This is a genomic window from Pseudonocardia sp. CA-142604, assembly GCF_050948475.1.
Classification (GTDB): Bacteria; Actinomycetota; Actinomycetes; order Mycobacteriales; family Pseudonocardiaceae; genus Pseudonocardia; species Pseudonocardia alaniniphila.
The window spans coordinates 1,540,793-1,566,793 of sequence record NZ_CP192045.1 but is presented as its reverse complement, the minus strand read 5'-3'; the positions used below and the strand labels follow the sequence as shown (position 1 = coordinate 1,566,793).

Genomic DNA, 26,001 nt, shown 5'->3' with positions numbered 1-26,001 from the left:
AGGCAGACTGGCTCGCGATGGCACAGTCGGTCACGGCCCGTGTTCTCCAGGTGCTCGCCGCGTTCAGCGCCGAGCGCCCCGAGCTCACGCTCACCGAGATCAGCAGACGCACGGCGCTCCCGCTGACCACCGCGCACCGCATCGTCGGCGAGCTCGCCGAGTGGGGCGCACTGGAGCGCGCCACCGATGGCCGCTACCGCGTCGGGCTCCGGCTCTGGGAAGTAGGAGCGCTCGCCCCCCGCGGGCTGGGGCTGCGCGAGACGGCCATGCCGTTCCTGGAGGACCTCTACGAGGTGACCAGGCAGAACGTGCAGCTCGCCGTGCTCGACGGCGACGAGGTGGTGTACGTGGAACGGCTGTCAGGACGCGGCGCCGTGCACGTCCTCACCCGGGTCGGCGGCCGGCTGCCGCTGCATGCCACAGGCGTCGGGCTCGTCCTGCTCGCCTTCGGCGGGGCAGAGCTGCAGGAGAGGGTGCTCGCCGGCGCCCTCAAGCGCTACACGGATCGGACGCTGTGCGACCCCGAGGACCTGCGCCGGGCGCTCGCCGAGGTCCGCCGCACGGGCGTGGCGGTCACCGCCGGCCACGTCGAACTGGTCGCCACCTCGGTCGCGGCGCCGGTGCGGGGACCGCGAGGCGACGTGGTGGCCGCCCTCTCGGTCGTGGTGCCCTCCGCCAACTCCGACACAATGGCGTTCGTCCCGGTCGTCCGAGCCGCCGCAATGGGGATCTCCCGGCGCCTCAGTGCCCCCGACTGATCCTTCCGGGCGTCGGAAGTGGACGGCCAGCCGCTCGGCATCGGGCCGACCCTGGTCGGTGACGACGCCGAAGGAAGCCCCGATGGCCACCACGCTTCAGGTGCACGACCTCGTCGTCTTCGGCGTCACGGGTGCTGCGCGGTGAGGACGCCACGGTGAGGACACCACATGGGTGAGGACACCACATGGAGGACATTGCGCGCGCACTTGTCGACCTCGGCGCCGCCCGTGGGCAACGATGAGAACAGACGGCACGGATGCGAGGACGGTCCTGTTCGCCGGGTGCCGACGCGGGGTGGTTCCGTCGGGTACCGAGGAGGTGGAATGGCGAGCGCCGGGTCGCGGCTGTGGACCGAGCTCGCGCGGCACGAGGCGGACGGCCCGCTGCCACTTCTTCTGCTGGTGCTCACCCTGACGACGGGTGTGCTGGACGCGGTCAGCCTGCTCGGCCTCGGCAGGATCTTCGTCGCCAACATGACCGGCAACGTGCTGATCGTGGGGTTCGCGATCGCGGGGACACCGGGGTTCTCGCTGGCCGCCTCCGTGGCGGCCCTGGTGGGATTTCTCCTCGCGGTGTTCGTCGGAAGGCGGCCCGTCGAACGGTGGTACGGCCACCGTGGCCGGCTGGTGCGCAATGTCGCGGCCATCGAGTTCGGGCTGCTCCTGGCCGCTCTCGTCGTCGCGATCGTCCGTCCCGCCGCTCCCGACACGCCGAGCACCGTGGTCGTCGCCGCGATCCTGGCCATCGCGATGGGCCTCCAGAACACGACCGTGCGCCGCCTCGGGGTGCCGGACCTAACCACCACCGTGATCACGATGACGATGGTCGGCATCGTGGCGGACCGCGGGATGTCCGCCCGGGTCAAGGCCGCGCGCCGGATCCTCGCCGTCGTGATGCTGCTCGTCGGGGCGATCGCGGGAGCGTTACTGATGCTGCATGCCGGTATCGTCCCGGCGCTGGTGGTCGCGACCGCGCTGCTCGGGATCGTGTTCCTGGTCGCCGCCGTGCGCAGCCGCCGTCTTGAGACCTGGCAGCTCGGAAAGAACTGAGGCATCGGGTACCCGCAAGTGATCATGGCTCGGTCGGCCCCTCGAGCTGCGCGAGCGACGCTGCCGTTGCGTCTGCTTCCGGCCCAGCCGTGATGATCGTCCCCGCGTGGTCGGCCCTCCCACGACGGGCCCGGTCGCGCCGTTATCCCCTACCGGCCGCTCCGTAACCTCCTGGGACTTGCGCGTCAGTAGTCGTTGACACGACGATCACCCCCCGTGGACGTCGTCGAGTTCCGCCCCGAGCCCGAGCAGTACGCATGGACATTCGGTGGGGTTGCACCCACCCACCGCATCACGCCCGGCACCGTGCTGCGGCTGTGGACGGAGGACGCCTTCTCCGGCCGGCTGCAGCGCACCTCCGACAAGCCGTCGCAGGTGCTGGACATGACCCAGGTGAACCCGCAGACGGGGCCGTTCCACGTCGAGGGCGCTGAGCCGGGCGACACGCTCGCACTACACATCGTCGACCTCACCCCGGCACGGGACTGGGGGGCGTCGACCACCATCCCGTTCTTCGGCGCGCTCACCGGCACCGACCGCACCGCCCTGCTGAACGAGCCGCTCCCCGAGCAGACCTGGATCTACCAGCTCGACCGCGCCCGGGGCACCGTGCTCTTCGAGGCCCAGCGCTCGCAGCTCGAGATCGAACTGCCGCTCGCCCCGATGCTCGGCACCGTCGGTGTGGCGCCGCCCGGGCGCGAGGTCCGCTCGAGCCTGGTGCCCGACACCTTCGGCGGCAACATGGACACCCCTGAAATGCGGGCGGGCACCACCTGCTTCCTCGGCGTGAACGTCGAAGGTGCCTTGTTCTCGGTCGGTGACGGCCACTACCGCCAGGGCGAGGGCGAGAGCTGCGGCACCGCGGTCGAGGGCGCCATGAATGTGACGCTGATCGTGGAGTTGATCAAGGGTGGCGCTCCGGCGTGGCCCCGGCTGGAGCACGACGACCACTACGCCGTCGTCGGCTCGTCCCGGCCGCTGGAGGACGCCTGGCGGGCCAGCCAGGTCGGCATGGTCGGTTGGCTCGGCGAGCTCTACGGGCTCGACCCGCTCGACGCCTACCAGCTGCTCACCCAGATCAGCCGCTCACCGCTGGCGAACGTCTGCGACACCAACTACAGCGCGGTCACCAAGATCGAGAAGGCACTGCTGCCCGGCGCGGACGCGTACGGGGGCATGCACCGCCATCTGCGTGACCAGGCCCGCAGCCTTTAGTGCCGAGGAAGCGAGGTCGTCTTACCCGCCTCCGGCGCCCAGGCGGCGCCTCGCGGCGTTGTCGTCGGCGCCGATACAACAGCGGTATCGGCGCCTCCTCCGCCTTGCGATGCATCCGCCTGGACACCGGATCCGGGCAAGGAACCCCGTTTCCGCGACACTAAGAAAGGACCTTCGATGGATCTACAGCTGACAGGCCGGATCGCACTGGTCACCGGCGGCACGAAGGGCATCGGCCGCGCCGTCGTGGAGGGCCTTGCCACCGAGGGCGCCAAGGTCGCCTTCTGCGCTCGCACCGAGGCCGATGTCGCCAAGGTCGAGGCGGAGCTGCGCGGCGCGGGCCACGACGTCACCGGCACCGCACTCGACGTCGCCGACGCCGACGCGCTCACCGCATGGGTGGCCGCATCGGCGCAGCACTACGGCGGTATCGACATCGTGGTGGCCAACGTGAGCGCCCTCTCGATCGGCCCCGGCCCGGAGCACTGGAAGCCGAGCTTCGAGGTCGATCTCATGCACACCGTGCGCACGGTCGACGCGGCCCTCCCGCACCTCGAGGCGAGCGGCGTCGGATCCGTCATCGCGGTGTCGAGCGTCTCCGGCCGGGAGGTCGACTTCGCCGCGGGCGCGTACGGCGTGATGAAGGCAGCGCTCGTGCACTACACGTCCGGGCTCGCGTTCCAGCTCGCCGGGAAGGTTCGCGCCAACGCCGTCTCGCCCGGCAACACGTACTTCGAGGGCGGCGTCTGGCACAGCCTCGACCAGAACGACCCGGAGTTCTTCGCCCAGGCGCTCGGGCTCAACCCCACCGGCCGGATGGCCACCCCGGAGGAGATCGCCTACGGCGTCATCATGCTGGCGAGCCCCCGGGCAAGTTTCATCACCGGTACGCATCTCGTCGTCGACGGCGCCCTCACCCGTGGGGTACAGCTCTAGGCATGCGCGAGTTCCGAGTCGAGGTCCCCGAGACCGAGCTGGACGACCTGCGGGAGCGGATAGCCCGCACCCGCTGGCCCGAACCGGCCACCTCGCCGGGCTGGACTCAGGGCGTGCCGCTGGACTACGCCCGCGAACTCTGCAGCTACTGGGCCCGCGAGTACAACTGGCGGCGCTGCGAGGCCGAGCTCAACGCGCTCCCGCAGTTCCGCACCGGACTCGACGGCGGCGGTGACGACACCGTCGAGGTGCACCTGATCCATGCCCGCTCCCCGCACCCCGGCGCGTTGCCGCTGCTGCTCACCCACGGCTGGCCGGGTTCGGTCGTCGAGTTCCTGGACGTGATCGAGGCCCTGACCAACCCGCCCGACCCCCGCGACGCGTTCCACCTCGTCGTGCCGTCGCTGCCCGGCTACGGCTTCAGCGCCAAGCCCACGGTTCCCGGGTGGGGCATCGAGCGGATCGCCACGGCGTGGGCGCAGCTCATGGACCGGCTCGGCTACGACCGTTACGGCGCTCAGGGCGGCGACTGGGGCTCACTGATCACCTCCGCCCTGGGCACGGGCGCCCCGGAGAGCCTCGTCGGCATCCACCTGACGATGCCGCTCGCCGAGCGCCCGCCGGACGCCGAGGCCCAGCCGCTCACGGTCACGGAGAAAGAGGCCTTCGCCGCGCGCGAGATCTTCCAGAAGCTCGGCACGGGCTACTCCAGCGAGCAGTCCACCCGGCCGCAGACGATCGGCTACGGCCTGCTCGACTCGCCGTCGGCGCAGTGCACCTGGATCGTGGAGAAGTTCTGGGACTGGACGGACTGCGCCGGTCATCCCGAGAACGTCATCTCACGCGACCGGCTGCTCGACAACGTCATGCTCTACTGGCTCCCCGGCAACGGCGCGTCCTCGGCGCGGCTGTACTGGGAGAGCTTCAAACGGCGGCGGATGGACGAGGTGCCGGTGCCCACCGGCGTCACCCAGTTCCCGCAGGAGCTCGTGCGGCTGCCCCGGCACTGGATCGAGCGGCGCTACACCGACCTGCGGCACTGGAGCGAGCCGAAGACGGGCGGCCACTTCGCCTCGCTGGAACAGCCCGAGGTCTTCGTGGACGAGCTGCGCACGTTCTTCCGCCCGCTGCGCTGACTTCCCGTGGGCTGACTTCCCGTGGGCTGACTTCCCGTGGGCTGACTTCCCGTGGGCTGACTTCCCGTGGGCTGACTTCCCGTGGGCTGACTTCCCGTGGGCTGACTTCCCGTGGGCTGACTTCCCGTGGGCTGACTTCCCGTGGGCTGATCCCTGCCTCAGGTCCGGTCGCCGCCGACGACGACGGCGGCCGGACCGACCCCCGACGGGCCGGGCTGCCAGAGCGATCACCACCGGGAGATTGCAATGTAGGTGCAGCGAGACCGGTCGGCCACTCGGAGCGCGATCACTCCGCCCGGCGCGGCGCGGCCGCTTGCAGCAGCAGGTGCATCCCGAGGTCCGTCGAGCGCTCCCGCACGTCGGAACGCCCGCCCGGAAGGCGCGGATCGCGCGCCAGCACGAGACCGTCGCCGGTGGTGACACAGAAGCAGACGTAGCCGACCGGCTTGGCCTCCGTGCCGCCGTCGGGGCCGGCGACACCGGTGATCCCGACGCCGACGTCGGCTCCGAACCGCTCCCGGGCGCCGTCGGCGAGAGCGCGCGCCACCTCGGGCGACACCGCTCCGTGCTCCTCGATCATCTCCGCCGGCACGCCGAGCAACTGCGTCTTCGCGGTGTTCGAGTAGGCCACGACACCCCCGGCGACGTACGCGGACGAGCCGGGCCGGTCGACCAGCCGCGACGCGAGCATCCCGCCCGTGCACGACTCGCCGGTCGCAACGGTCCAGCCACGCTCCAGCAGCGCACGGGCGAGCAGCTCGTCGGTGGTGGAGCCGTCGTCGCTCACCAGATGCCTCGCGTGCCGGGCCGCGAGAGCACCGTGCAGCTCGGCCGCGAGGACCGCGGCGCCGGGCTTCGGACGCAGATCCACCTCGAGCTCGGAACGGCGCAGGCAGGTGGTCACCTCCACCCCGGAGAGATCCATCTCGGAGTCGAACTCACGCAGCGTCGACGCGATCTCGGACTCGGGCAGCCCGAAGAACCGCAACGACAGCGACGTCGCCGCGGGCACCCCGGCGAGCAGCTCACGGAACGGCGGCGCCTCGAGCGCGGCGGGCCACATCCCCTGCAGCTCACGGGGCGGCCCGGGCAGCACCACCACGAGCGGGCCGCCCGGCCGTGGCACCACCAGCCCCGGCGCCGTGCCGACCGGCAGCAGGGCCGTGGCGCCCCGCGGGACCATCGCCTGCTTGCGGTTGGCCTCATCGAGGGCGGGGCCGCCGAAGCCGGTACGGGTCGCCCAGCCGCGAAGGATGCCGGCGATGTGCTCGCGAAGGTCCTCGTCGAGAACCAGCTCGACGCCTGCGAAGGACGCCACTATCTGAGCGGTCAGGTCGTCCGCCGTCGGCCCGAGGCCCCCGCTCGTGACGACCAGTACGCAGCCCGAGTTCACGGCGAACCGCAGTGCGGCGTCGAGATCGTCGGGGCGGTCGCCGACGAGCAGCACGTGCGCGACCTCGAAGCCGAGCTCGCCCAGTTCACGGGCGAGCCACGGGCCGTTGCGGTCGGTGATCGATCCCGTCAGAAGCTCGCTGCCCGTGACGATGACGGCCGCGCGCGGCCGCTCCCCTGACTCCATGCCACCGACGTTATCCGCCGGAAGCGGATCAGGCGGGGTCGAGGTCGCGCCGCTGCGCGGCGACCGACTCGATGGCCGCGACGACGGACTCGTCGCCGACCCGCACCGCCTCGCCCACCAGCGCCGGATCGACGCACAGGGAACCCATGCCGACCGATCGGGAAGGCCCGATCGCCGCCAGGTGCCCGGGACCGCGGTCCGGATGGGCGGCATCGGTGACCAGCCGCAGGTCGGCGCCGTAGCGGCGGGATCCCTGCGCGACCGTGCCCAGCCCCGGCACCACCCTGTCGAGGGCCCGGGCCCAGAGCGACAGCCCCGCGTCGGCGTCGGGATGCAGGTCGTCGGTGCCGCGGCAGAGAACGACGAGCACGTGGGTGGCCCCGCCGCGCAGCGCCCGCGCCATGGCCAGCGGCTCGCCCACCGACCCGTCCACCCAGCGGCGCCCCCCGTAGGAGACCGGTGGGCCGCAGAGCAGCGGGATCGACGCGCTCGCCCGCAGCGCCAGCCGCCAATCCGCGACCGTCTCCATCCCCTCCAGGGTGTGCGCGCTGAGGTCACCCGCGTCCGTCGCCACGATCCGCAGCGACGCCGGGGTCTTGCCCAGCTCGTGCCACGCCATCGGCTTGCGGTCGTCGAGCACCTCGTGGATCAGGTGGTCGAGCGCCACGACGGGACGCCTGCTGCCGAGCCTGCGCATGTTGATGAACACGTCGGTGCAGAGGTCCTCGGGGTAGCTGGCCGCGCAGGCCGCGGCGTCTCCCGTGAGGAAGGCCGCCGCGCTGAAGGCCCCCGACGACGCGCCGTACACCTCGTCGAACGCCGGGACCAGACCAGCCCGGTCCAGCGCCCGCAGCATGCCGGCGACGTAGGCGCCCCGCATCCCGCCGCCGCCGATGACCAGGGCAACCCGGTGATCGTCCGAACGCTCTCCTGGCTCACTCCCCTCGGCCCTGCGATCCAGCAGGACGCTGATCACATCCCGGTCGCCGTGGAGGAAGGGGACGAGCGCCGCCGATGCCACGGCAGAAGGGTACGTGCCGCCTGGCGCATTTCTCAGGGTGGCCACAGACGTCTCGCAGACCAGTCCGGACCGATGGACGCGAAAAGGACACACCTCACCCTTCGGACTGTCCGATTCCCCTTAGCGTTCCTGCGCCCCCCATAGCCCAACTTTGGAAGGCCCCGGTTGTCCCCCTGGACCCCTCCTCATTCGCCGACCTGGGTCGGCGAGCTGGACCGCCGTGCCGCCGTCTCCAACCTCGTGGTGGCCCCCCACTTCACCGCGGCCCGGCTCCTCGTCACCTCGAGCGGCGCCCCCGTCGGCATCGCCGAACTCCCGCTCGTCGCCGGCATCGCCCGCGCCGCCACCGTCCGTGCCGCCATCGACGTACAACTCGGCGAGGTACCCGACCCACCCCTCCCCCCGTGGTCCGGCGAACCGCTCACCGTCGTGGTGGCAACAAGAGGACGCGCGAGCAGCCTGGAACGTTGCGTGCGCGCCGTGCTCGCGGGCGACCACCCCGACATCACCGTGCTCGTCGTGGACAACGACCCCACCGACGACCGCACGGCCGCTGCAGTGCGCGCTATCGGCGACCCTCGCGTCCGGTACGTGCTCGAGCCGCGCCGGGGCGCGTCCGTCGGCCGCAACCGCGGCCTGCACGAGGCCGACACGGCGATCGTCGCCTTCACCGACGATGACACCGAGCCGGACCGCGGCTGGGCCGGACGCATCGCAGGCGCGTTCGCTGCCGACCCCACGCTCGCCTGCGTGAGTGGCCCCGTGCTCGCCGCGAGCCTCACCTCCGCCGAGGAGGTGGCCGCCGACAGCGCACTGGCCTGGAACAAGGGCTTCGAGCGACGGCACTACTCGCTCGACGAACCGCCGGCCGACTCCGCGATCTTCCCGTTCTCCCCCGGGCTGTTCGGGATCGGCGCCAACCTCGCGGTGCGCGCCGAGGCGGCGAAGGCGGTCGGCGGTTTCGACGAGGCACTCGGACCGGGTTCCCTCACCCACGGCGGTGAGGACTGCGAGTTCATGGTGCGGCTCATCCTCGCCGGCCACGTCCTCGGCTACGAGCCTTCGGCCTGGGTCTGGCACCACCACCGCACCAGTCCGGCGGCCTTGCGCGCCCAGGTGGAGGGCTATGCGGTCGGACTCGGCGGCTTCCTCACGAAGATCGCGCTGGACCGCCGGGCCCGTGCGGTGGCGGCTCGGCGGATCCCCGCTGCGCTCGCGCAGCTGCGCCACATCTCCGAGCGGGAGAGCGAGGCGGGGCCCGCGATGCCTGCGGGCGCCACCGGCATGCGCCTGCGCGGTCTCATGACGGGTCCGGTCGCGTACCTCTGGGGCAGGCGGGTCGCCCTGCGCGCAGGCGGCCGGGTGCCACCCCTCGTGGCACCGCGCCGGCCCGCGCCGTCCGAGTCGCTCGACCTCACACCCACCGGGCTGCTCCTCTGACCCTTCGGTCACACAGGCGCCGGAGCGGCGGGCTACCCCAGCCCGAGTCGCTCCGGCGCCGTGGCGATCTCCGCCAGTCGCGCCCAGGGCTCCGCCACCAGACGGCGGGCGGCTGAGTCCAGCACACCCATGCGGCAGGTGATCTCGGCCGCTACGGTCTCGGAGTCCGCGCCGTCGGTGCCCGTTGCGTCCTCCGTGCGGCAGCGGCGAATCGTGTGGGCCATCTCGAACGTCTTGCCCGTCCCGAACGTCATCCGGGAGTCGACATCGACAAGGTCACCGTGACGCAGCTCGCGGAGGAACCGCACGTGTGTCTCCAGGAGCACAATCCCCAGGCCGTGCTCCTGGAGCCGGGCCATCGAGCAGCCGGCCGCGGTGAGGTGCTCGGTGCGCGCGTGCTCCCCGTACTGGTGGTACACGGCATGGTTGACGTGGCCGTTCGCGTCGATCTCGTAGCTGCGGACGTTCACGCGGACGGAGAACCGGTCAGGCATCCTGGCAGCATCTCTCAGCCTGCACGGCCATGGCGCCCCGCCCCGACGAGATCACCTCGATCCCGCCGTGGCCGCACTCCCCTGCGGGGGGACGCCGCGGAGGGGGTGTTGTCGACGCCCGGGAGGGGCGCCCGTAAGGTTGAAGCGCGGTTGAGACAACAGCCCGCCCCACCAGTCCACGACGTCATTTCGAGGAGCCGGTGCGCATGAGCGGCGATTTCCCCGTCGAGTCCGGAGGCGCAGCAGCTTCCGACGACATCGGCGAGGTCGTCCGGTTCGACGTCGTCGGCCACGGTGACGGCGCCAGGGTGATGCACGTGGTCGGTGAGATCGACACCCTCACCGCTCCGGTGCTGCGCGACCGCGTGACCGAGCAGCTCGCCGAGGTCACGCTGCTGGTCCTCGACCTCACCGATGTCTCGTTCCTCGGTTCGGCCGGGCTCGCCGTGCTCGTCGCGGCCAAGGACGAGGCCGAGCAACGGAAGTGCCGCCTCCGGCTGGTCCCGGGCTCGCGCATCGTCACCCGCGCGTTGGAGGCCACCGGTCTGCTCGGCCTGTTCGAGATCGCCGACGGCGTCCCGCAGGCTCTCGAGGTCAATCGCTGACGCCGGATGTCCAGCGCGGGAACAGGCGCCGTCACCGGCACAGCTACGGCCCGATAGCCTTCCGCACGGAGGCGTAAGGGCGCCTGGTGGCCCCCGCGGTCTTCAAAACCGACGTGGCCGAGCATCTCGGTCAGGCGGGTTCGATTCCCGTCCGCCTCCGCCATTCCTGCCTCGACCTGGAGCGATGAGCCGCTCCCCCGGCCCTGAACCGGACGCGCGGCAACACCTCGACCGAACGCCTCGGCGGGTCGTTCGCGGATAACCGCTGATCAGTGCGATTGTGGGGGGATGGAGGCCCTCGACCTGACTGCGCTCACCGCGGCCGAGATCGTCGAGCGCGTGCACGACGGGCGGCTCAGTGCCGTCGAGGTCGCCCGAGCCCACCTCGCCCGGATCGCTGAACGCGAGCCGTGGGTAGGTGCGTTTCAGGAGCACACGCCCGAGCGTGTGCTCGCCGAGGCGGGGGCCGTCGACTCTCGGCCCGACCGCTTCGCCCTGCCGCTGGCGGGGGTTCCGGTGGCGGTGACGGACAACGTGGACGTCGCCGGCTACCCGACCCGGCACGGCTCGGCGGCCACCTCCGGTGAACCGGCCCGGCGTGACGACGAGCTGGTCAAGCGGCTGCGCGGCGCCGGGGCCGTGATGATCGGCAAGACCCGGATGTCCGAGCTCGGGATCTGGGGCTTCACACACTCGGCGCTCGGCGTCACCCGCAACCCGCTGGACCTCGAACTGGATCCCGGCGGGTCGAGCGGCGGCGGCGCGGCGGCGGTGGCGGCAGGGATGGCGGTGCTCGCGCTGGGCACCGACGGCGGCGGTTCCATCCGCATTCCGGCGGCGTACTGCGGGGTCGTGGGGCTCAAGCCGGGCACCGGCGTCGTGCCGCTGCCCGGGGGCGCGCCGGAGCACTGGTGCGGGCTCACCGCCGCCGGTCCGATCGCCCGCACGGCCGCGGACGCCGCGCTGATGCTCGGCGTGCTGAGCGGGCGGGGTGATGCCGAGCAGCGCGACATCGACTCGGGTGACCTCTGGCCGGCGCGCATCGCACTGTCGTTGCGCGATCCGTCGCCCTCACCGATCGGGCGCCTGCATACCGACCACCGGGCGGCCGCTGTGGGGGCCGCGGCTCGGCTGCGCGCGGAACCGGGTGGCGCGACCGTCGCCGTGGCGGACCCGCCCTACCCGCGGAACCTGGCTTCGCTCTGGACGCGGCGGTGGCAGGCGGGAGTCGCCTCTGATCTCGCCGACCTCGGCCTCGACGACACGGATGTGGAGCACCGCACCGCCACGCTGGCGCGCAAGGGCCGCCGGGTGCTGCGGTTCCGGCCGCCGTACCCGGAGGCCGCCGCCGTCTGGCGAGAGCGGTTCCTCGACTGGCTCGACGCGGGCGGCCACGACATGCTGCTGACCCCCGCGGTGGCGAGCCCACCGCTGCGCGCCGGCGCCCTGCTCGGCCGCCGGTACCTACCGACGCTGCTGGTCTCGGCCGTCCGCGCCCCGTACACGCAGGCGTGGAACCTGGCCGGGCTGCCCGCCGTGGTCGCCCCGGTGACGGTTCGCGGCGCACCGGTGGGTGTGCAGCTCGTGGGCCGGCCGGGCGACGAGCCGAAGCTGCTCGCCGCCGCGGCACGGCTGGAGTGGCGGGCGGTGCCTGCGCTGGCCGCCTCCGCCAGGGGCCGGTGATCGGGGGACCCGGCCCCTGGCTCTGAGCACGGCTGGTTACTTCTGCGTCTTCCAGGGACCGGTGATCGCGAACATGATCCCCGGAGTCTGGATGTTGCCGAACAGCACCTTCTTGTCGTTCGAGTAGACCGGACCGGTGAACTCGCTGCCGTTGCCGAGCTCGTTGCGGGCCATCGGGAACGACTCGCCCTTCTCGGAGATGCCCAAGAGGTGCTGCACGCCCTCGCCGTCCTCGGCCACGATCAGGCCACCCCACGGGGAGACGGCGATGTTGTCCGGGCCGTCGAACGCGCCGTCCTGGTCCGGGTTCGGGTTGACACCGAAGCGGACCTTCAGGGTGAACGTCTCGCGCTTGGGGTCGTAGAACCACACCTGGCCGTCGTGCTCAACCGGGCTGTCCTCGTTGCGCGCGAAGCTCGTGGCGATGTACGCGCCGTTGTCGCCCCACCAGGCGCCCTCGAGCTTGTGCCCGCGAGTGACCTGGTCGCCGGTGAACTGCTTGCGCGTGGAGGTGGTGCGGGCGTCACGGTCGGGCACGGGGGTCCAGGTGACGTTGTACGTGGTGCCGATCTCGGTGGCGCGCGACAGGTCGTCGACGAAGGCGCCGCCCTTGTCCGTGCAGCGCATGGCGGCGAGCACACCGTCGGTCGGGCCGAGCTCCTTCAGGCCGCCCTTCTTCGGCTTGAAGCCCTTCGGCGCCTCCCAGCGGTAGAGCAGGCCGTTCGGGCCACCCGCGTCCTCGGTGAGCAGGATGTTGCCCGACTTCGGGTCCACGACCGCGGCCTCGTGGGCGAACCGGCCGAGAGCCTTGATCGGCTGCGGGTTCTTGTTGGCCTCCTGGTCGAACGGGTCGACCTCGAAGACGTAGCCGTGGTCCTTGGTGCGGCCGCCAGAGCCGGCGAGCCCCTCGGTCTCCTCGCAGGTCAGCCAGGTGTCCCAGGGGGTGATGCCACCGGCGCAGTTGGTGGCGGTGCCCGCGATCCCGACGAACTCGCGGACCCGCTTGCCGTCCTTGTCGGTCTCGACGATCGTGCAGCCGCCCGCGCTGCCCTCGTCGTAGGTGAGGCCCTCGAGGTGCGGCACCGGCAGCTTCGTGGTCGCGAAGGGGTCGCCGAGCTCGTGGTTGTTGACCAGAACCGTGCCACCACCCTTCGCCTTGAAAGCGCCGGTCCCGTCGTGGTTGCTCGGCGTGAACTCGCCGGACTCCAGCTTCGTCACACCGGCCTCGGTGACGACCGTGTACTTGAAACCCTCCGGAAGGGCGAGGCGCTTCGCGGGGTCGGCCACCAGCGGGCCGTATCCCACGCCGGCCGGCGCCGGAGCGGCGGCCGCGTTGGGCGCGGTGAGCAGGACCTCGCTCGCCCCCAGCAGCACGACACCGGCACCGGCTGCGGCAGTCCCGCGCAGGAACCCGCGGCGGGACATTCCGTTCGTCATCGATGTTCTCCCTGTCACGTACGTGGCCGATCGAGTTCACCCGACCGGGTGGTGGCCGGGCGACACGTTCGCCGATCTACACGGCTGGGAGATGAACGGGGAGCGACGCACACAGGACGCACACAGGACGGTCATCGACGCCGTCCGGGGAACAACCGATCGACCAGGACGAACAGGCCGAGCGGGGTGAACGGGTCAGGATTGTGGCGGCGCCCACTCCCCCGTCGCCAGGAACCGCTCGATCGCGGTCGTGTACGGCGCGAGATCCATCCCCTGAGCGGCCACCCAGCCGTCGTCGTAGTAGCTGTGCCGGTAGCGCTCACCGCCGTCACAGATCAGCGTGACGATGCTGCCGCGCACCCCGGTGTCGAGCATCCGGGCCACCAGTTGCCACACCCCCCAGAGATTGGTGCCCGTGGAGCCGCCACCCCACCGTCCGGTGACGGCGTGCAGGTGCCGCACCGCGGCGACGCTGGCCGCGTCCGGCACGGGGATCATCAGGTCGATCAGGGAGGGGACGAAGCTCGGCTCCATCCGCGGCCTGCCGATGCCCTCGATCCGGGAGGGCATGCCGGTGGCGTAGTCCGGGGCGCCCGTGGTCCAGCCGGGGAAGAACGCCGAGTTCTCCGGATCGACCACGGCGAGACGCGTCGGGTGGCGCCGGTAGCGGAGGTAGCGGCCGAGGGTCGCGGACGTCCCGCCGGTGCCGGCTCCCATCACGATCCACTCCGGTACCGGATAACGCTCCAGCGCGAGCTGACTGAAGATCGACTCGGCGATGTTGTTGTTGCCCCGCCAGTCGGTGGCGCGCTCCGCGTAGGTGAACTGGTCGATGTAGTGCCCGTCGCACTCCGCGGCGAGCCGCTGCGCCTCCGCGTACATGTCCGGCGCGCGGTCCACGTAGTGGCACCGCCCGCCGTACCGTTCGATCAGCGCGATCTTCTCCGGGCTCGTCGACCTCGGCATCACCGCGACGAACGGCACCCCGATCAGCCGGGCGAAGTAGGCCTCCGAGACGGCGGTGGACCCCGAACTCGCCTCGACGACGGTGGTGCCCTCGACGATCCATCCGTTCACCAGCGCGTAGAGGAAGAGCGAACGGGCGAGCCGGTGCTTGAGACTGCCCGTCGGGTGCACCGACTCGTCCTTGAGGTAGACGTCCACACCCCACTCCGCCGGCAATGGGAACGGGTGCAGGTGCGTGTCGGCCGACCGGTTCGCATCGGCCTCGACGAGCCGGATCGCCTCGGTCACCCAGGCGCGGGTGCGGTCACAGGATCGGTCGACAGGCTCGGTCACGAGCGCCAGTGAAGCGCACCGGGACCGGACCGGCCCCGCTGAGGCCGCGGGTACCCGTGCACTCCCGCCTGCCGGACGACCCCGGGACAGCCCGAACAGGAGATCGCTGACCAGCGAAAACCCGTTGTGCTTGGCGTCTAGCCGACCGTAGCCGCAGGCGGGGCCGTTCGCGTGAGCCGGTGGGGGCGAATGGCTCATCTCGCCCGGTACGAGGCGTCTCGGTATTGACCGGGCACCGCGGACGCCCGTACTACAGGCCCGGGACTGGGCGTCCCGGCGGGGAACGACGACCGGGCTGGCCGGTCCCGGGCGCCCGTGGTCCCGAGGGGACCTCCCATGGCAGCAGCCACTCGGCACGACACCGGCAGCACACCGGTCATCGCCAGGCCAGGGCTGTTCCACGCCAGGATGGCCGGCATCTCCGGCGTGGTGTTCGCGGTGTTGTTCACCGTCGGGCTGGTGCTGCTCCAGCAAGCGCCGGACCTGGAGGCCTCGGACGCCGATTACGTCGCGTTCTACAGCTCGGGATCCGGCAACGTGCTGGTCGCACTCGGCCTGTACGTCGTCCCGTTCGCCGGCATCGCCTGCCTCTGGCACATGATCGCGACGCGCACCCTGCTGCAGGTGCTCCGCCCGGCCTCGTGGTCGCAGATCCCGCACTGGCTCCATCTGGCCGCGGGAGTGCTGTTCGTCGCGATGCTCTACAGCGGCGCGGCCGCGGTCGGCGCGGTGGCCCTGCTGTCCCAGTTCTCGAACGTCCCGGCGCCCGCACCCGACGTCGCCCGCGCGCTCTCGTCGGTGGGCTACTCGATGGTCTTCGTCTACGGCGTCCGGGCCGCCGGCGTGTACATGATCACCACCACCGGGCTCGCCAGGCTGGCCGGCGTCCTACCGCGCTGGCTCGCCGCAGCGAGCTACGTCGTCGCCGCATTCCTGCTGGTCAGCGTGACCTTTCATCCCGCGATCCTGCTGGTGTTCCCGGCCTGGGTGCTCATGATGAGCATCCTGCTGCTCGCGCACCGGCCGATTGGAGAAACACCATGAGTGAGCCGATCGGACTCGACGAGATACCCGGTCCCCGAGGGCTCCCGCTGCTGGGCAACATCTTCGACCTCGATGCCCACAACCCGATCGACGCGCTGGTGCGAATGGCCGGTGAATACGGGCCGCTGTTCAAGCTCAACGTCCCCGGTGGCATACGGCTCTTCGTATCCGGGCCCGAACTGGTGAACGAGATCTGCGACGAGCAGCGCTTCGACAAGCAGGTCGGCGGAGGCCTGTCCAACCTGCGCCGCGGCGGCATGTCGAACGGGCTCTTCACCTCCCGCACCGACGACCCGTTGTGGCACCGCGCGCACAACATCCTGATGCCGCCCTTCAGCCAGCAGTCGATGCGCGACTACATGCCGAAGATGCTCGACATCGCCGATCAATTGATGGAGAAATGGGGGCGGCTCAATCCGGGCGAGGACGTGGACGTGCCCGCGGACATGACCAGGCTGACCCTCGACACCATCGCGTTGTGCGGATTCGGCTACCGGTTCAACTCGTTCTATCGCGATACCCCGCACCCGTTCGTCGAGGCGATGGTGCGTTCACTGACAGAGGCGCAGACCAGGGTCCGGCAGACGAAGCTGCAGACCCGGCTGCGGGTCCGCGCCCAGCGTCAGGCGGAGGAGGACCAGGCGTTCATGAACGACCTGGTCGACCGGCTGATCGCCGAACGCCGCGCAGAGGGGGACGCGGCCGACACCACCGACCTGCTCGGACGAATGCTCGTGGGCGTCGACAAGCAGAGCGGTGAGCGGCTGCCCGACGCCAACATCCGAGCGCAGTGCATCACGTTCCTCATCGCGGGCCACGAGACGACCTCTGGCCTGCTCTCCTTCGCGATCTACTACCTGCTCAAGAACCCGGACATGATGGAACGGGCGCGCGCCGAGGCCGACGACGTGCTCGGCACCTGGGCCTGGCCGACCTTCGAGCAGGTCCAGCGGCTGACCTACATCAGGCAGGTGCTCGACGAGGCCCTGCGGCTCTGGCCCACGGCCCCGGCGTTCAGCCGCTACCCCTACGAGGACACCGTGATCGGCGGCCGGTACGCGATCCCCGCCGACACCACCCTCAGCGTGGTGATTCCGGCGCTGCACCGCCAGACATCGGTGTGGGGCCCGGACGCGGAGGAGTTCAACCCGGACCACATGAGCCCCGAGCGGCTCGTCGGCATTCCCCCCAACGCGTACAAGCCCTTCGGCACGGGGCAGCGGGCGTGCATCGGGCGGCAGTTCGCGCTGCAGGAGGCCACGCTCGTACTCGGCATGCTGCTGCAGCGGTTCGAACTCGTCGACCACCTGGGCTACGAGCTGAAGACCAAGACGACGCTGACCGTCAAGCCGGACGAGTTCCGGATCCAGGTCCGGCCGCGCAGCGACGTCCACATCGAACGGGGCGCCGTCCCACCGGTGGCGACCGAGAGCCCCGCCCGCACCGAGTCCATCACCACCGCTGCCGCCGCGGAGGTCGCCCCTGCGGTGGCACGGCACGGCACCCCGCTGTCGGTGCTGTTCGGCTCGAACCTCGGCACGGCCGAGGGCATCGCCACCCGGCTGGCGCAGGAGGGCACGGAACGCGGCTTCGACGTGATGCTGGGCGCGCTCGACGACCACGTCGACGACATGCCCGCGAGCGGGGCCACAGTGATCGTGTCCTCGTCCTACAACGGCACGCCGCCGGACAACGCCGACGCGTTCTGCCGATGGATCACCGGAGCGGGCGACGGGGCCGCCGAGGGCGTCGCGTACACCGTCTTCGGCTGCGGCAACACCGAATGGGCAGCCACCTACCAGGCGGTGCCCACGCTGCTGGACGAGCAGCTCGAGGCCCACGGCGGCCGCCGCGTGCACCGCAGGGGCGAGGGCAACGCGGCCGGTGACTTCGACGCGCAGTACCGCGACTGGCACAGCGACCTCTGGTCCGACCTCGCCACCGCGCTCGACCTGCCGGCCGAGGTCGGCGCCGCCGTCGACTCCGGACCGCGGCTGTCCCTCACGTTGACCAACCGGCAGCTCACCAACCCGGTGATCGTGTCCTACCGGGCCCGCCCGGGGCGGGTCACCGTCAACCGGGAGCTGCTGATCGGCAACGGCAAGCCGGTCGACCGTTCCACCCGGCACGTCGAGATCGCGTTGCCGCCGGAGATGCCCTATCGCGCCGGTGATCACCTCGGCGTGCTCCCGCGCAACAGCGTCGACCTGATCCGGCGGGTGATGGCGCGCTTCGGGCTGGACGCCGGTCAGTACGTCACGATCATCCCGCGCAGCGGTACCCACACCCACCTGCCGATCGAGGAGCCCGCACCGTTGCTCGGCGTGCTCGGCAGCTGCGTCGAGCTACAGGACGTGGCCACGCGCGACGACATCCAGACCCTCGCCCGTTACACCACCGACCCGGACCAGAAGGCCCAGCTCGAGTCCTTCGCCGGCGACGACGAGGAGGCCCACGCCCACTACACCGAGCACGTGTTCACGCCGAACCGGTCGGTGCTCGACCTGCTCGAGGCCTTCCCGGCGTGCGAGGTGCCCTTCGAGGTCTTCCTCGACATGCTGCCTCCGCTGCGCCCGCGGTACTACTCGATCTCGTCGTCACCGATGGCGGATCCGGCGGTCTGCAGCATCACGGCAGGTGTGCTCCGCGGGCCTGCCCGCTCCGGGGTGGGGACGTTCACCGGGATCTGCTCGGGGCACCTGTCGATCGTCCCGGAGAACGGCACGGCCTTCGTGTTCGTCCGCGAGCCCTCGATCCCGTTCCGGCCGCCGGAGAACCCGCACGTGCCGATGATCATGATCGGCGCCGGCACGGGGCTCGCACCTTTCCGCGGATTCCTGCAGGAACGGGCGATGCTGCAGCAGCAGGGAGTGCCGATCGCACGGTCGCTGCTCTTCTTCGGCTGCCGCCGCCCGGACACCGACATGCTCTACGCGGACGAGCTGAGGACGTACGAGGAGCGGGGGGTGGTGCGCGTGGAGAACGCGTTCTCCCGGGCCGACGCCCGCTGCCGGTACGTCCAGGACGCGATGCTCGACTGCTCCGACGAGGTGTGGAGCCTGTTGCAGCAGGACGCCGTGGTGCTCGTGTGCGGCAACGCCGGGACGATGGCACCGGGCGTCCGCGCCGCCCTGCAGAAGATCTTCCGAGCCCAGACCGGCGCAGGCGAGTCCGATGCCGAGGCATGGCTCGCCGGCCTACGCAGCGCCGACCGCTACCTGGAGGACATCTGGGGCGGCTGAGCGCCGCCCCAGCGCAACGAGCTACGGGGCTCAGCGAAGGGTTATGCGGCCCGTGCCCGTGCGGGCGCGACCGATCACCGTTGCGGGGGCGCCAAGCCGCGCCACCGCCTCGGCTGCCCGGTCGGGCGCGGCGCCGAACAGGAGGCCGCCGGAGGTCTGGGCGTCGGCGAGCAGCAGGACTTCCAGCTCCGCGAACCCGGCGGGGTCCACCGACGGGGCCACCCAGTCGCGGTTGCGGCGAGTGCCCCCGGGGATGGTCCCGGCCTCGGCCAGCGCGCGCGTGCCGGGCAGGAACGGCACGGCGGCCACATCCAGGTCCACGTCGACACCCGAGGCTGCCGTCATCTTCGACAGGTGCCCCAGCAGCCCGAACCCGGTGACGTCGGTGCAGCCGGTGGCGCCGGCGGCCACGGCGGCCACCGCCGCTGCGGAGTTGCTCGCCGTCATCGACGCGACCGCTGCCTCCTGCACCTCGGGCGAGGCGGTGCCCGCCTTGATCGCGGTGGTGGCGATACCGACCCCGAGGGCCTTGGTGAGCACCAGAACGTCCCCGTCCCGGAGCCCGGAGTTGGTGAGGATCCGGTCCGGGTGCACCTCCCCGACCACGGCGAGCCCGTACTTGGGCTCCGGGTCGTCCACGCTGTGGCCGCCGACCACGGCGAACCCGCTCTCCGCGCCGATCTCGGCCCCGCCGGCCAGCACCTCGGCGAGCATCGACGTCGGCAGCTCCGACGACGGCCAGGCCACGAGGTTCAGCGCGAACAACGGGTGTCCGCCCATCGCGTAGACGTCGGACACCGCGTTCTGTGCGGCGATCCGGCCCCAGGTCCGGGGGTCGTCGACCAGCGGGGTGAAGAAGTCGGTGGTCGCGACCAGCGCACGGTCGGCGTCGAGCCGCCACACCGCGGCGTCGTCGCCGGTCTCGGTGCCGACCAGCAGGTCGGGGTGGGACTGCGGGGTCAAGGTGCGCAGCACGGTGGCGAGCTCGCCGGGAGCGAGCTTGCATGCGCAGCCCGCGCCGTGGCTGAACTGCGTAAGGCGGCGGGAGAGGGTGGATTCCGACACACCTCGAGCGTAGGAGTTCCCGGCGGCGATGGCAGTCAGGACGAACCCGACCAAACCGGCTACCGCACGAAATCACCCGCCTGTCGATCTCGGGTTCAGTTTCGCTCGTTCGGGGGAACAAACTACGCGCCGTGACGATCAGCGGCCAGAACCCTGCTCACGGAGTCCCGAACGTGCAGAGCGCAGGAACCGGCGGCCCGTCATCAGGGGGAGCGTCCTTCGACGTGGTCAGGCGCGGGTACGACCGCGATCAGGTCGACTCTCAGATGCGGGAGCTGCGCGACCGGCTGGCCTCCGCGGAAGCGGCCCGCCAGGGCGCAGAGCAGCACGCCCGCGCCACCGAGAAGGAGATGCGGGCCCGCGCCGCGGCTCAGGCGGACGCACCGATGTCGCAGGACAGCTTCGGGTTCCGCGCCGAGAAGATCCTCCGGCTGGCCGAGCGTGAGGCGGCCGACGTCCGCAACCGCGCGGCCAACGAGGCCACGGCGCTCCTCGAGCAGGCCCGCGCCGACGCGGAGCGGCACCGCCACGAGGTGGAGCAGGCGCTGATCGCCCGGTCGGCCGAGCTGGACCAGGAGGCCACCCAGCGCAACGTCGCTCTGCAGGAGCGCGAGCAGCAGGCCGCCGCCACCCTCGCCGCGGCCCGCGACGACGCCGCCCGCATCACCGACGACGCGCGGCACGCCGCCGACGCCCTCGTCAGCGAGGCGCAGGCCCGTGCCGAGGAGGTGCGCCACCGCAGCGAGCAGGACCTCAAGCGCCGTCGCGAGGCCGCCGAGCAGGAGCTGCGTCGCGTCGAGGGGCTGCACGAGAACGTGCGCAGCGAGATGGGCAGGCTTCACAAGCTGCTCGGTGCCGAGCTGACCACGGGTCCGGAGAGCGCGCCGTTCGGCGGCGACGGCGCCGACGCCCCCGCGGCCCGGCCTGTTCAGCGCGAGCGTTCGACCGTCGGCTGAACCGGCCGCCCGATCGGCGGCGGCGTAGCTCCCCGCGCCGCCGCCGAAGGCCCCGGCTGCGAAACGTCGACGTGTTGCCTGGTCGTAGGGTGGTCTCGTGACCACGGTGGATCCGCGGCGACGGGTGCCGCGAACCGACGCGGTCCTGGCCGAGCCACGGATCGCAGCCGCGGCCGAGCGGCTCGGCCGAGCGCTCGTCAAGTCGGCGGTCATGGCCGCGCAGGACCGCGCCCGGCGAGGTGAGCTGCCGGTCGAGCAGGAAGCGGTCGTGAGCGCCGTTCTCGACTCGTTGCCGACCACCGCCACGGGCCTGCGACCGGTGTTGAACGCCACCGGGGTGCTGCTGCACACCAACCTGGGACGGGCCCCGCTCTCCGCGGCAGCCCGGGCCGCTCTTGACCTGGCCGCCGGCACCTGCGACGTCGAGCTCGATCTCGCCACCGGCGGGCGTGGTCCCCGCGGCGCCGCGGCCATCGACGCACTCCTCGCCGCCGTGCCGGGTGCCGCTGCCGCCCATCTGGTCAACAACGGTGCCGCCGCGCTCGCGCTGGTGGCCGTCACCCTCGCGAGCGGCGGTCCCGACGGCCGCCGCGAGATCGTCATCGCGCGCGGCGAGCTCGTCGAGATCGGCGACGGGTTCCGCATCCCCGAACTGCTCACGGCCACCGGGGCACGTCTGTGTGAGGTCGGCACCACCAACCGCGTGAGCCGCGCCGACTACGCCGCCGCGGTCGGTCCCGAGACCGCGCTGATCCTCAAGGTGCACCCGTCGAACTTCGTGATCAGCGGCTTCACCCGATCCGTCGAGATCGAGGAGCTCACCGATCTGGGTGTGCCGGTCGTCGCGGACATCGGCTCCGGTTTGCTGGCGCCGCACCCGCTGCTCCCCGACGAGCCCGACGCCGCGAGCTCGCTCGCGCGCGGGGCCACCCTCGTCACGGCCTCGGGTGACAAGCTGCTCGGCGGCCCGCAGGCCGGGCTGCTACTCGGGGCGCCCGGTGAGGGAGCCCAGCTCGTGCAGCGGATCCGGCGCCACCCGCTGGCCAGGGCGATGCGGGTGGACAAGCTCACCCTGGCCGCGTTCGAGGCCACCCTCCGCGGCCCGGCGCCGCCCACCAGAGCCGCGCTCGACGCCGACCCGGCAGCCCTGCGTGGTCGCGCGGCGCGGGTGGCAGGCTCGCTCGCCGAGGCGGGCGTGGACGCGGTCGCGGTGGACTCCGCGGCCACCGTCGGCGGTGGGGGCGCGCCCGGCGTCACGCTGCCGAGCGCCGCGATCTCGCTGCCCGAGCGGTATGCGGACGCACTGCGCGCCGGTGAGCCTGCCGTGCTCGGACGCGTCGAGCACGGGCGCTGCCTGCTCGACCTGCGCGCCCTGTCTCCTGATGCCGACGCCGCCCTCACCGCTGCGGTGCTCGCCGTGGGAGCAGGTCGTGAGCGGTAACGAGGGGCGGTCCGCCCGTGCCGTGATGGCCACCGCGGGGCACGTGGACCACGGCAAGTCCACGCTGGTCCGCGCGCTCACCGGGATGGAGCCCGACCGGTGGGCCGAGGAGCGCCGCCGCGGAATGACGATCGACCTGGGCTTCGCGTGGACCACGCTCGAGTCGGGCACCACCGTGGCGTTCGTCGACGTTCCGGGCCACGAGCGGTTCGTCACCGCAATGCTGGCCGGGGTCGGGCCCGTGCCCGCCGTGCTGCTGGTCGTGGCCGCCGACGAAGGGTGGATGCCGCAGTCCGCCGAGCACGTCGACGCGCTCTGCGCCCTCGGTGTGCGCCACGGGCTCCTGGTGATCACCCGAAGCGACCTCATGGAGCCGGAGCTCGCTCGCGACGAGGCGCTCGAGCACCTGGCCGGTACACCGCTCGCCGGCCTGCGGACCGTCTGCGTGTCGGCGGCGACCGGCGCCGGGCTCGACGAGCTGCGCGACGCGCTGGACGACCTGATCGCCGGCCTGCCCGCGCCGGACACCACGGCGGACGTGCGTCTCTGGGTGGACCGTGCCTTCACCATCCGGGGGGCCGGCACGGTGGTCACCGGCACGCTCGGGGCCGGGCGTATCCGTGTGCACGACGAGCTGGAGCTGCTCACGGCCGAGGGCGCTCGCACGGTGAGCGTGCGCGGTCTGCAGAGCCTCGGCGCCGACGCCACCGAGGCCGCCGGCGTGTCCCGGGTGGCGGTGAACCTGCGCGGAGTGCCCCGCGAGGCCGTGACCCGCGGCGACGTGCTGCTGGCCCCCGGAGCCTGGCTCGCCACCGACCTGCTCGACGCCCGTCTGCATGGGATCCGCGACGGCATCCCCGTCGACGTCGACGACCTGCCCGCCGAGCTGAGCCTGCACATCGGCGCGGCCGCCGTCACGGCCCGGGTACGGCCGCTCGGCGCGGACACCGTGCGGCTGCGGCTGCGCCATCCACTCCCGCTGCGCGTCGGAGATCGGGCCGTGCTGCGCGATCCCGGGCGTCGGGTGGTCGCTGCCGGGCTGACCGTGCTCGACGTCCGTCCGCCCGACCTGCGCCGCCGCGGAGCCGCCACCAGGCGCGGAGCCCAGCTCGCGACGATGACCAGCGTCGCGTCCGCGGCCGCGGAGCTGGCCCGCCGCGGCATCGCGCGCCGCAGCGAGCTGATCGCCATGGGCGTCACCCGCCCCGACGTGGACGCCGTGGCACGCGTGGCGCCAGGGGCGGCCGGGTGGCTGGTGGATCCCGGGCGGGCCACCGAGATCGCGGCCGAGATCGCGGCCGCAGTGGCCACGCACGACACCGCCGACCCACTCGACCCCGGCCTGCCCACCGAGGCCGCGCGGCGGGCCGTCGGCCTGCCGGAGCCGCGGCTGGTGGAGGCCGTGCTGCGCCACGCCGAGCGGGCAGGAAGCGATACCGGCCTCGTGCTGCGGGACGGGCGGGTCGTGCGATCGGCGGCACGCTCGCTACCGCCCGCGGTTCGCGCCGCGATGGACGCGCTGCGCGCCGACCTGGAGCGCACCCCGTTCGCGGCGCCGGAGGCTGCGCGCCTTTCGGAGCTCGGGCTGGGTCCGCGACAGGTCGCCTCGCTCGTCAAGACGGGCGAGCTGATGCGGATCGCCGACGGCGTCGTGCTCCTCCCGGGCGCCGACAAGCGTGCCCTGGAGGTGCTCGCCGACCTCGGTCCTGAGTTCACGCTCAGCGCGGCACGCCAGGCACTCGGTACCAGCAGGCGGGTCGCCGTCCCGCTGCTCGAGCTCCTGGCCAGCGCCGGACACACCGTGCGGACCCCCGACGGGGGTCACCGTCTCGTCTGAGACCAGGACGAGTGTCTGGAGTGGCACAGCTGCCACGTGGCCCCTACCGTGAGCCTCGATGTCCGAGACCCGTGAAAACCTGCCCGCCGATCCGCCCTCCGCCAGGCGGGGCGGCGACGTCGACGACCAGATCACCCTGGGCCAGCAGAGCCCTGCACCCGGGCAGGTCGTGATCGAGGTCGGAGGCGAGGTCGACATGCTCACCTCCCCTCAGCTGCGCTCTGCCGTGATCGAACAGTTCGGCACGGAAGCGGGCGTGGAGCTCGTGGTGCTGGCCCTCGACGGCGTGTCGTTCCTCGGCACAAGCGGCTTGGCCGTCCTCATCGAGGTGCGCGAGGCGGCCCACGCCGCGGGTGTGGAGCTTCGGCTGGCGTGCACCGCGCGTCGCGTTCTCCGCCCGTTGACGATCGCCGGGCTGGTGCCGCTGTTCGACATTCACGACACGGTCGAGCAGGCCTTGGCGGCCACCTAGCCCAAGTGAGTGACCTGTGACAGGCGTGAGCTGTATCACACCGGATCGGGCGAAGAGCGGCGTCGCCCGAGAGCGTGGAGGCGCCCACGCCGCGTAGGCGGCGCTCTGAACTGCTCGAACGGCGGAGCAGACGTCCCACGGGCGGCCGCGGCACCGAGCGTTCGGCCAGCGCGGAACGCCGGCAGCTCCCTCATGTCCGATTGGGGGGTGTTTGGCCCCTCAACCAGCCGGGAACGACGTCGTGGATTCGCCGAGTGCCGTCGGGCACGAACGACAAGAGGTGACGATGAGCGACGTCAGCCGGCTTCCCGGCCCGATGGACCATGCGTGGCAGTGGCAGCGGTTGGGTTCCTGCCGGGGGATGGACAGCGCCGTGTTCTTCCACCCGGACGGTGAACGCAATCCATCCAGGGCGCGCCGGACCGCACAGGCCAAAGCCGTCTGCCACCGATGCCCGGTGATCGAGCAATGCCGGGAGTTCGCTCTACAGACCCGCGAGCCGTTCGGAGTGTGGGGCGGCTTGGCGGAGTCGGAGCGTCGCGTGATCCTGGAGCAGCGCGGCGTGCCGCTGGCGAGCTGAGCGGCCAGAACGGCACGAGGGGTGGTCCGCGCCAGGACCACCCCTCAGCGCTGTCAGGCGCCTTCCTCGCCGACGACCGACAGCTCGAGGCAGAGGTAGCGCAGCAGAGGAATGCCGTACACCTGCGCGATGCGCCGGGCGGCCCGGTTGACGACGGCGCGTGCGGCGTCGGCGGGCGCCGGGACGGGTGCCAGGCAGTAGACGCCCGGCTCCGGATCGAAACCGACGAGTTCGCTGATCGCCGCCACGACGTCGTGCTCGGCCCAGGGCCCCAGCGGCTGGCGGAGCCCCAAGCGGTGCAGGTGCAGGCCGGGAACGCCGAGTTGGTCCACATCGGCGCGGAGTTCGTCGTACCGGTCGTCGAAGCCGTCGCCGTACCCGTCGAGCGCCTCGACCACGGAGCCAGTTACCGGCTCGTCGTCGGCGATGATCAGCACGTCGATGTGCGGGAATGCGGCGACCGCTCGCGCCAGATCCGACTCGGGCCGTAGTAGCTCCATCGCAGTGACGGCAACTGCAACGGCCCGTCGCCTCTGCAGCGAAACAGGCGATCGTTCGATGACAGATGTTGCCATCGGTGCGGAGATCGGAATCTCCGGTACCGCGACCATGTAGTACGTCCCCCTAGACGCGTGCCGACCCCTCGCCCCCCGAGGCGCCTCCCTTTCTGTTGAGGATTGAACCGGCAGGTCGCTATGGGTTGCTCGTTTC

General features: G+C 71.9%; 22 protein-coding genes and 1 tRNA gene. 16 read left to right on the top strand and 7 right to left on the bottom strand.

All coding sequences use genetic code 11. The features are described 5' to 3' along the window. Positions 1-17: 17 nt before the first annotated feature. The 5 genes from ACQPZQ_RS07220 (at position 18) to ACQPZQ_RS07200 (ending at position 5,095) form a co-directional block, all read left to right on the top strand. Positions 18-758, top strand: coding sequence for an IclR family transcriptional regulator (locus tag ACQPZQ_RS07220; protein WP_433293280.1), 741 nt, complete (start codon positions 18-20; stop codon positions 756-758). 324 nt (positions 759-1,082) lie between these two features. Beyond that, positions 1,083-1,808, top strand: a complete 726-nt coding sequence (locus tag ACQPZQ_RS07215; protein WP_433293278.1) for a YoaK family protein — start codon at positions 1,083-1,085, stop codon at positions 1,806-1,808. A 216-nt stretch (positions 1,809-2,024) separates the two neighbouring features. Further along, positions 2,025-3,023, top strand: a complete 999-nt coding sequence (locus ACQPZQ_RS07210; RefSeq protein ID WP_433293276.1) for an acetamidase/formamidase family protein — start codon at positions 2,025-2,027, stop codon at positions 3,021-3,023. A 177-nt stretch (positions 3,024-3,200) separates the two neighbouring features. Beyond that, complete coding sequence (locus ACQPZQ_RS07205) at positions 3,201-3,959, top strand: SDR family NAD(P)-dependent oxidoreductase (RefSeq protein ID WP_433293274.1); 759 nt, start codon at positions 3,201-3,203, stop codon at positions 3,957-3,959. A gap of 2 nt (positions 3,960-3,961) precedes the next feature. After that, positions 3,962-5,095, top strand: a complete 1,134-nt coding sequence (locus tag ACQPZQ_RS07200) for an epoxide hydrolase family protein (RefSeq protein ID WP_433293272.1) — start codon at positions 3,962-3,964, stop codon at positions 5,093-5,095. Between the two features lie 286 nt (positions 5,096-5,381). Here the strand turns inward: ACQPZQ_RS07200 and ACQPZQ_RS07195 are convergent, their stop codons facing one another. Together ACQPZQ_RS07195 and ACQPZQ_RS07190 are read right to left on the bottom strand one after the other, a co-directional pair. Further along, positions 5,382-6,674, bottom strand: coding sequence for a competence/damage-inducible protein A (locus ACQPZQ_RS07195; RefSeq protein ID WP_433293270.1), 1,293 nt, complete (start codon positions 6,672-6,674; stop codon positions 5,382-5,384). Positions 6,675-6,702: 28 nt separating this feature from the next. Further along, positions 6,703-7,695 (bottom strand): patatin-like phospholipase family protein, encoded by a 993-nt coding sequence (locus ACQPZQ_RS07190; RefSeq protein WP_433293268.1) that lies wholly within the window; start codon positions 7,693-7,695, stop codon positions 6,703-6,705. A 165-nt stretch (positions 7,696-7,860) separates the two neighbouring features. On the opposite strand from ACQPZQ_RS07190, the gene ACQPZQ_RS07185 reads away from it, so the two are divergent. Continuing rightward, positions 7,861-9,135 carry a glycosyltransferase family 2 protein gene (locus ACQPZQ_RS07185; protein ID WP_433293266.1) on the top strand — a complete coding sequence of 425 codons (1,275 nt, stop codon included), beginning with the start codon at positions 7,861-7,863 and terminating at the stop codon, positions 9,133-9,135. A gap of 32 nt (positions 9,136-9,167) precedes the next feature. On the opposite strand, the gene ACQPZQ_RS07180 is transcribed toward ACQPZQ_RS07185, so the two are convergent. Further along, complete coding sequence (locus ACQPZQ_RS07180) at positions 9,168-9,629, bottom strand: acyl-CoA thioesterase (RefSeq protein WP_433293264.1); 462 nt, start codon at positions 9,627-9,629, stop codon at positions 9,168-9,170. Positions 9,630-9,835: 206 nt separating this feature from the next. Here ACQPZQ_RS07180 and ACQPZQ_RS07175 point away from each other — a divergent pair, with 206 nt between their 5' ends. The 3 genes from ACQPZQ_RS07175 to ACQPZQ_RS07165 all read left to right on the top strand — a co-directional run bounded on the left by ACQPZQ_RS07175 (position 9,836) and on the right by ACQPZQ_RS07165 (position 11,917). Beyond that, complete coding sequence (locus ACQPZQ_RS07175; RefSeq protein ID WP_433293262.1) at positions 9,836-10,234, top strand: STAS domain-containing protein; 399 nt, start codon at positions 9,836-9,838, stop codon at positions 10,232-10,234. Between the two features lie 67 nt (positions 10,235-10,301). Continuing rightward, a tRNA-Sec gene (locus ACQPZQ_RS07170) sits at positions 10,302-10,397 on the top strand. Between the two features lie 125 nt (positions 10,398-10,522). Next, positions 10,523-11,917, top strand: coding sequence for an amidase (locus tag ACQPZQ_RS07165; protein ID WP_433293260.1), 1,395 nt, complete (start codon positions 10,523-10,525; stop codon positions 11,915-11,917). A 36-nt stretch (positions 11,918-11,953) separates the two neighbouring features. Here the strand turns inward: ACQPZQ_RS07165 and ACQPZQ_RS07160 are convergent, their stop codons facing one another. Both ACQPZQ_RS07160 and ACQPZQ_RS07155 read right to left on the bottom strand, forming a co-directional pair. After that, positions 11,954-13,354, bottom strand: coding sequence for an alkaline phosphatase PhoX (locus ACQPZQ_RS07160; protein ID WP_433293258.1), 1,401 nt, complete (start codon positions 13,352-13,354; stop codon positions 11,954-11,956). A 195-nt stretch (positions 13,355-13,549) separates the two neighbouring features. Further along, positions 13,550-14,653, bottom strand: a complete 1,104-nt coding sequence (locus tag ACQPZQ_RS07155) for a PLP-dependent cysteine synthase family protein (RefSeq protein WP_433293256.1) — start codon at positions 14,651-14,653, stop codon at positions 13,550-13,552. A 336-nt stretch (positions 14,654-14,989) separates the two neighbouring features. Here ACQPZQ_RS07155 and ACQPZQ_RS07150 point away from each other — a divergent pair, with 336 nt between their 5' ends. Together ACQPZQ_RS07150 and ACQPZQ_RS07145 are read left to right on the top strand one after the other, a co-directional pair. After that, positions 14,990-15,697 (top strand): hypothetical protein, encoded by a 708-nt coding sequence (locus ACQPZQ_RS07150; protein WP_433293254.1) that lies wholly within the window; start codon positions 14,990-14,992, stop codon positions 15,695-15,697. Beyond that, the gene (locus tag ACQPZQ_RS07145; protein WP_433293252.1) at positions 15,694-18,939 is read left to right on the top strand and encodes a bifunctional cytochrome P450/NADPH--P450 reductase; all 3,246 of its coding nucleotides are present in this window, start codon (positions 15,694-15,696) and stop codon (positions 18,937-18,939) included. The genes ACQPZQ_RS07150 and ACQPZQ_RS07145 overlap by 4 nt, the downstream gene beginning before the upstream one ends. Before the next feature lie 30 nt (positions 18,940-18,969). On the opposite strand, the gene selD is transcribed toward ACQPZQ_RS07145, so the two are convergent. Beyond that, positions 18,970-20,004, bottom strand: a complete 1,035-nt coding sequence (gene selD / locus ACQPZQ_RS07140) for a selenide, water dikinase SelD (protein ID WP_433293250.1) — start codon at positions 20,002-20,004, stop codon at positions 18,970-18,972. A 173-nt stretch (positions 20,005-20,177) separates the two neighbouring features. On the opposite strand from selD, the gene ACQPZQ_RS07135 reads away from it, so the two are divergent. From ACQPZQ_RS07135 to ACQPZQ_RS07115, 5 genes are all read left to right on the top strand, one after another. Further along, entirely contained in the window at positions 20,178-20,960 is a 783-nt protein-coding gene (locus tag ACQPZQ_RS07135) for a hypothetical protein (protein ID WP_241034751.1), read from the top strand. Positions 20,961-21,057: 97 nt separating this feature from the next. Next, on the top strand, positions 21,058-22,401 hold the full coding sequence (gene selA, locus ACQPZQ_RS07130) for an L-seryl-tRNA(Sec) selenium transferase (protein WP_433293247.1): 1,344 nt from the start codon (positions 21,058-21,060) through the stop codon (positions 22,399-22,401). Further along, complete coding sequence (selB, locus tag ACQPZQ_RS07125) at positions 22,391-24,238, top strand: selenocysteine-specific translation elongation factor (RefSeq protein WP_433293245.1); 1,848 nt, start codon at positions 22,391-22,393, stop codon at positions 24,236-24,238. Before selA ends, selB begins: the two co-directional genes overlap by 11 nt. A gap of 58 nt (positions 24,239-24,296) precedes the next feature. Then, positions 24,297-24,710: an anti-sigma factor antagonist gene (locus ACQPZQ_RS07120; RefSeq protein WP_433293243.1), complete on the top strand. Its 414-nt coding sequence runs from the start codon at positions 24,297-24,299 to the stop codon at positions 24,708-24,710. A 286-nt stretch (positions 24,711-24,996) separates the two neighbouring features. After that, on the top strand, positions 24,997-25,290 hold the full coding sequence (locus ACQPZQ_RS07115) for a WhiB family transcriptional regulator (RefSeq protein ID WP_277398639.1): 294 nt from the start codon (positions 24,997-24,999) through the stop codon (positions 25,288-25,290). 53 nt (positions 25,291-25,343) lie between these two features. On the opposite strand, the gene ACQPZQ_RS07110 is transcribed toward ACQPZQ_RS07115, so the two are convergent. Continuing rightward, positions 25,344-25,790, bottom strand: coding sequence for a hypothetical protein (locus ACQPZQ_RS07110; RefSeq protein WP_433293241.1), 447 nt, complete (start codon positions 25,788-25,790; stop codon positions 25,344-25,346). Positions 25,791-26,001: the final 211 nt, after the last annotated feature.

Excerpts from the sequence above, each read along its gene's own strand:
- ACQPZQ_RS07220 (WP_433293280.1), top strand. The coding sequence starts at position 18 with ATGGCACAGTCGGTCACGGCCCGTGTTCTCCAGGTGCTCGCCGCGTTC.
- ACQPZQ_RS07215 (WP_433293278.1), top strand. The coding sequence starts at position 1,083 with ATGGCGAGCGCCGGGTCGCGGCTGTGGACCGAGCTCGCGCGGCACGAG.
- ACQPZQ_RS07205 (WP_433293274.1), top strand. The coding sequence starts at position 3,201 with ATGGATCTACAGCTGACAGGCCGGATCGCACTGGTCACCGGCGGCACG.
- ACQPZQ_RS07200 (WP_433293272.1), top strand. The coding sequence starts at position 3,962 with ATGCGCGAGTTCCGAGTCGAGGTCCCCGAGACCGAGCTGGACGACCTG.
- ACQPZQ_RS07195 (WP_433293270.1), bottom strand. The coding sequence starts at position 6,674 with ATGGAGTCAGGGGAGCGGCCGCGCGCGGCCGTCATCGTCACGGGCAGC.
- ACQPZQ_RS07180 (WP_433293264.1), bottom strand. The coding sequence starts at position 9,629 with ATGCCTGACCGGTTCTCCGTCCGCGTGAACGTCCGCAGCTACGAGATC.
- ACQPZQ_RS07175 (WP_433293262.1), top strand. The coding sequence starts at position 9,836 with ATGAGCGGCGATTTCCCCGTCGAGTCCGGAGGCGCAGCAGCTTCCGAC.
- ACQPZQ_RS07165 (WP_433293260.1), top strand. The coding sequence starts at position 10,523 with ATGGAGGCCCTCGACCTGACTGCGCTCACCGCGGCCGAGATCGTCGAG.
- ACQPZQ_RS07160 (WP_433293258.1), bottom strand. The coding sequence starts at position 13,354 with ATGACGAACGGAATGTCCCGCCGCGGGTTCCTGCGCGGGACTGCCGCA.
- ACQPZQ_RS07150 (WP_433293254.1), top strand. The coding sequence starts at position 14,990 with ATGGCAGCAGCCACTCGGCACGACACCGGCAGCACACCGGTCATCGCC.
- ACQPZQ_RS07145 (WP_433293252.1), top strand. The coding sequence starts at position 15,694 with ATGAGTGAGCCGATCGGACTCGACGAGATACCCGGTCCCCGAGGGCTC.
- ACQPZQ_RS07120 (WP_433293243.1), top strand. The coding sequence starts at position 24,297 with ATGTCCGAGACCCGTGAAAACCTGCCCGCCGATCCGCCCTCCGCCAGG.
- ACQPZQ_RS07115 (WP_277398639.1), top strand. The coding sequence starts at position 24,997 with ATGAGCGACGTCAGCCGGCTTCCCGGCCCGATGGACCATGCGTGGCAG.
- ACQPZQ_RS07110 (WP_433293241.1), bottom strand. The coding sequence starts at position 25,790 with ATGGAGCTACTACGGCCCGAGTCGGATCTGGCGCGAGCGGTCGCCGCA.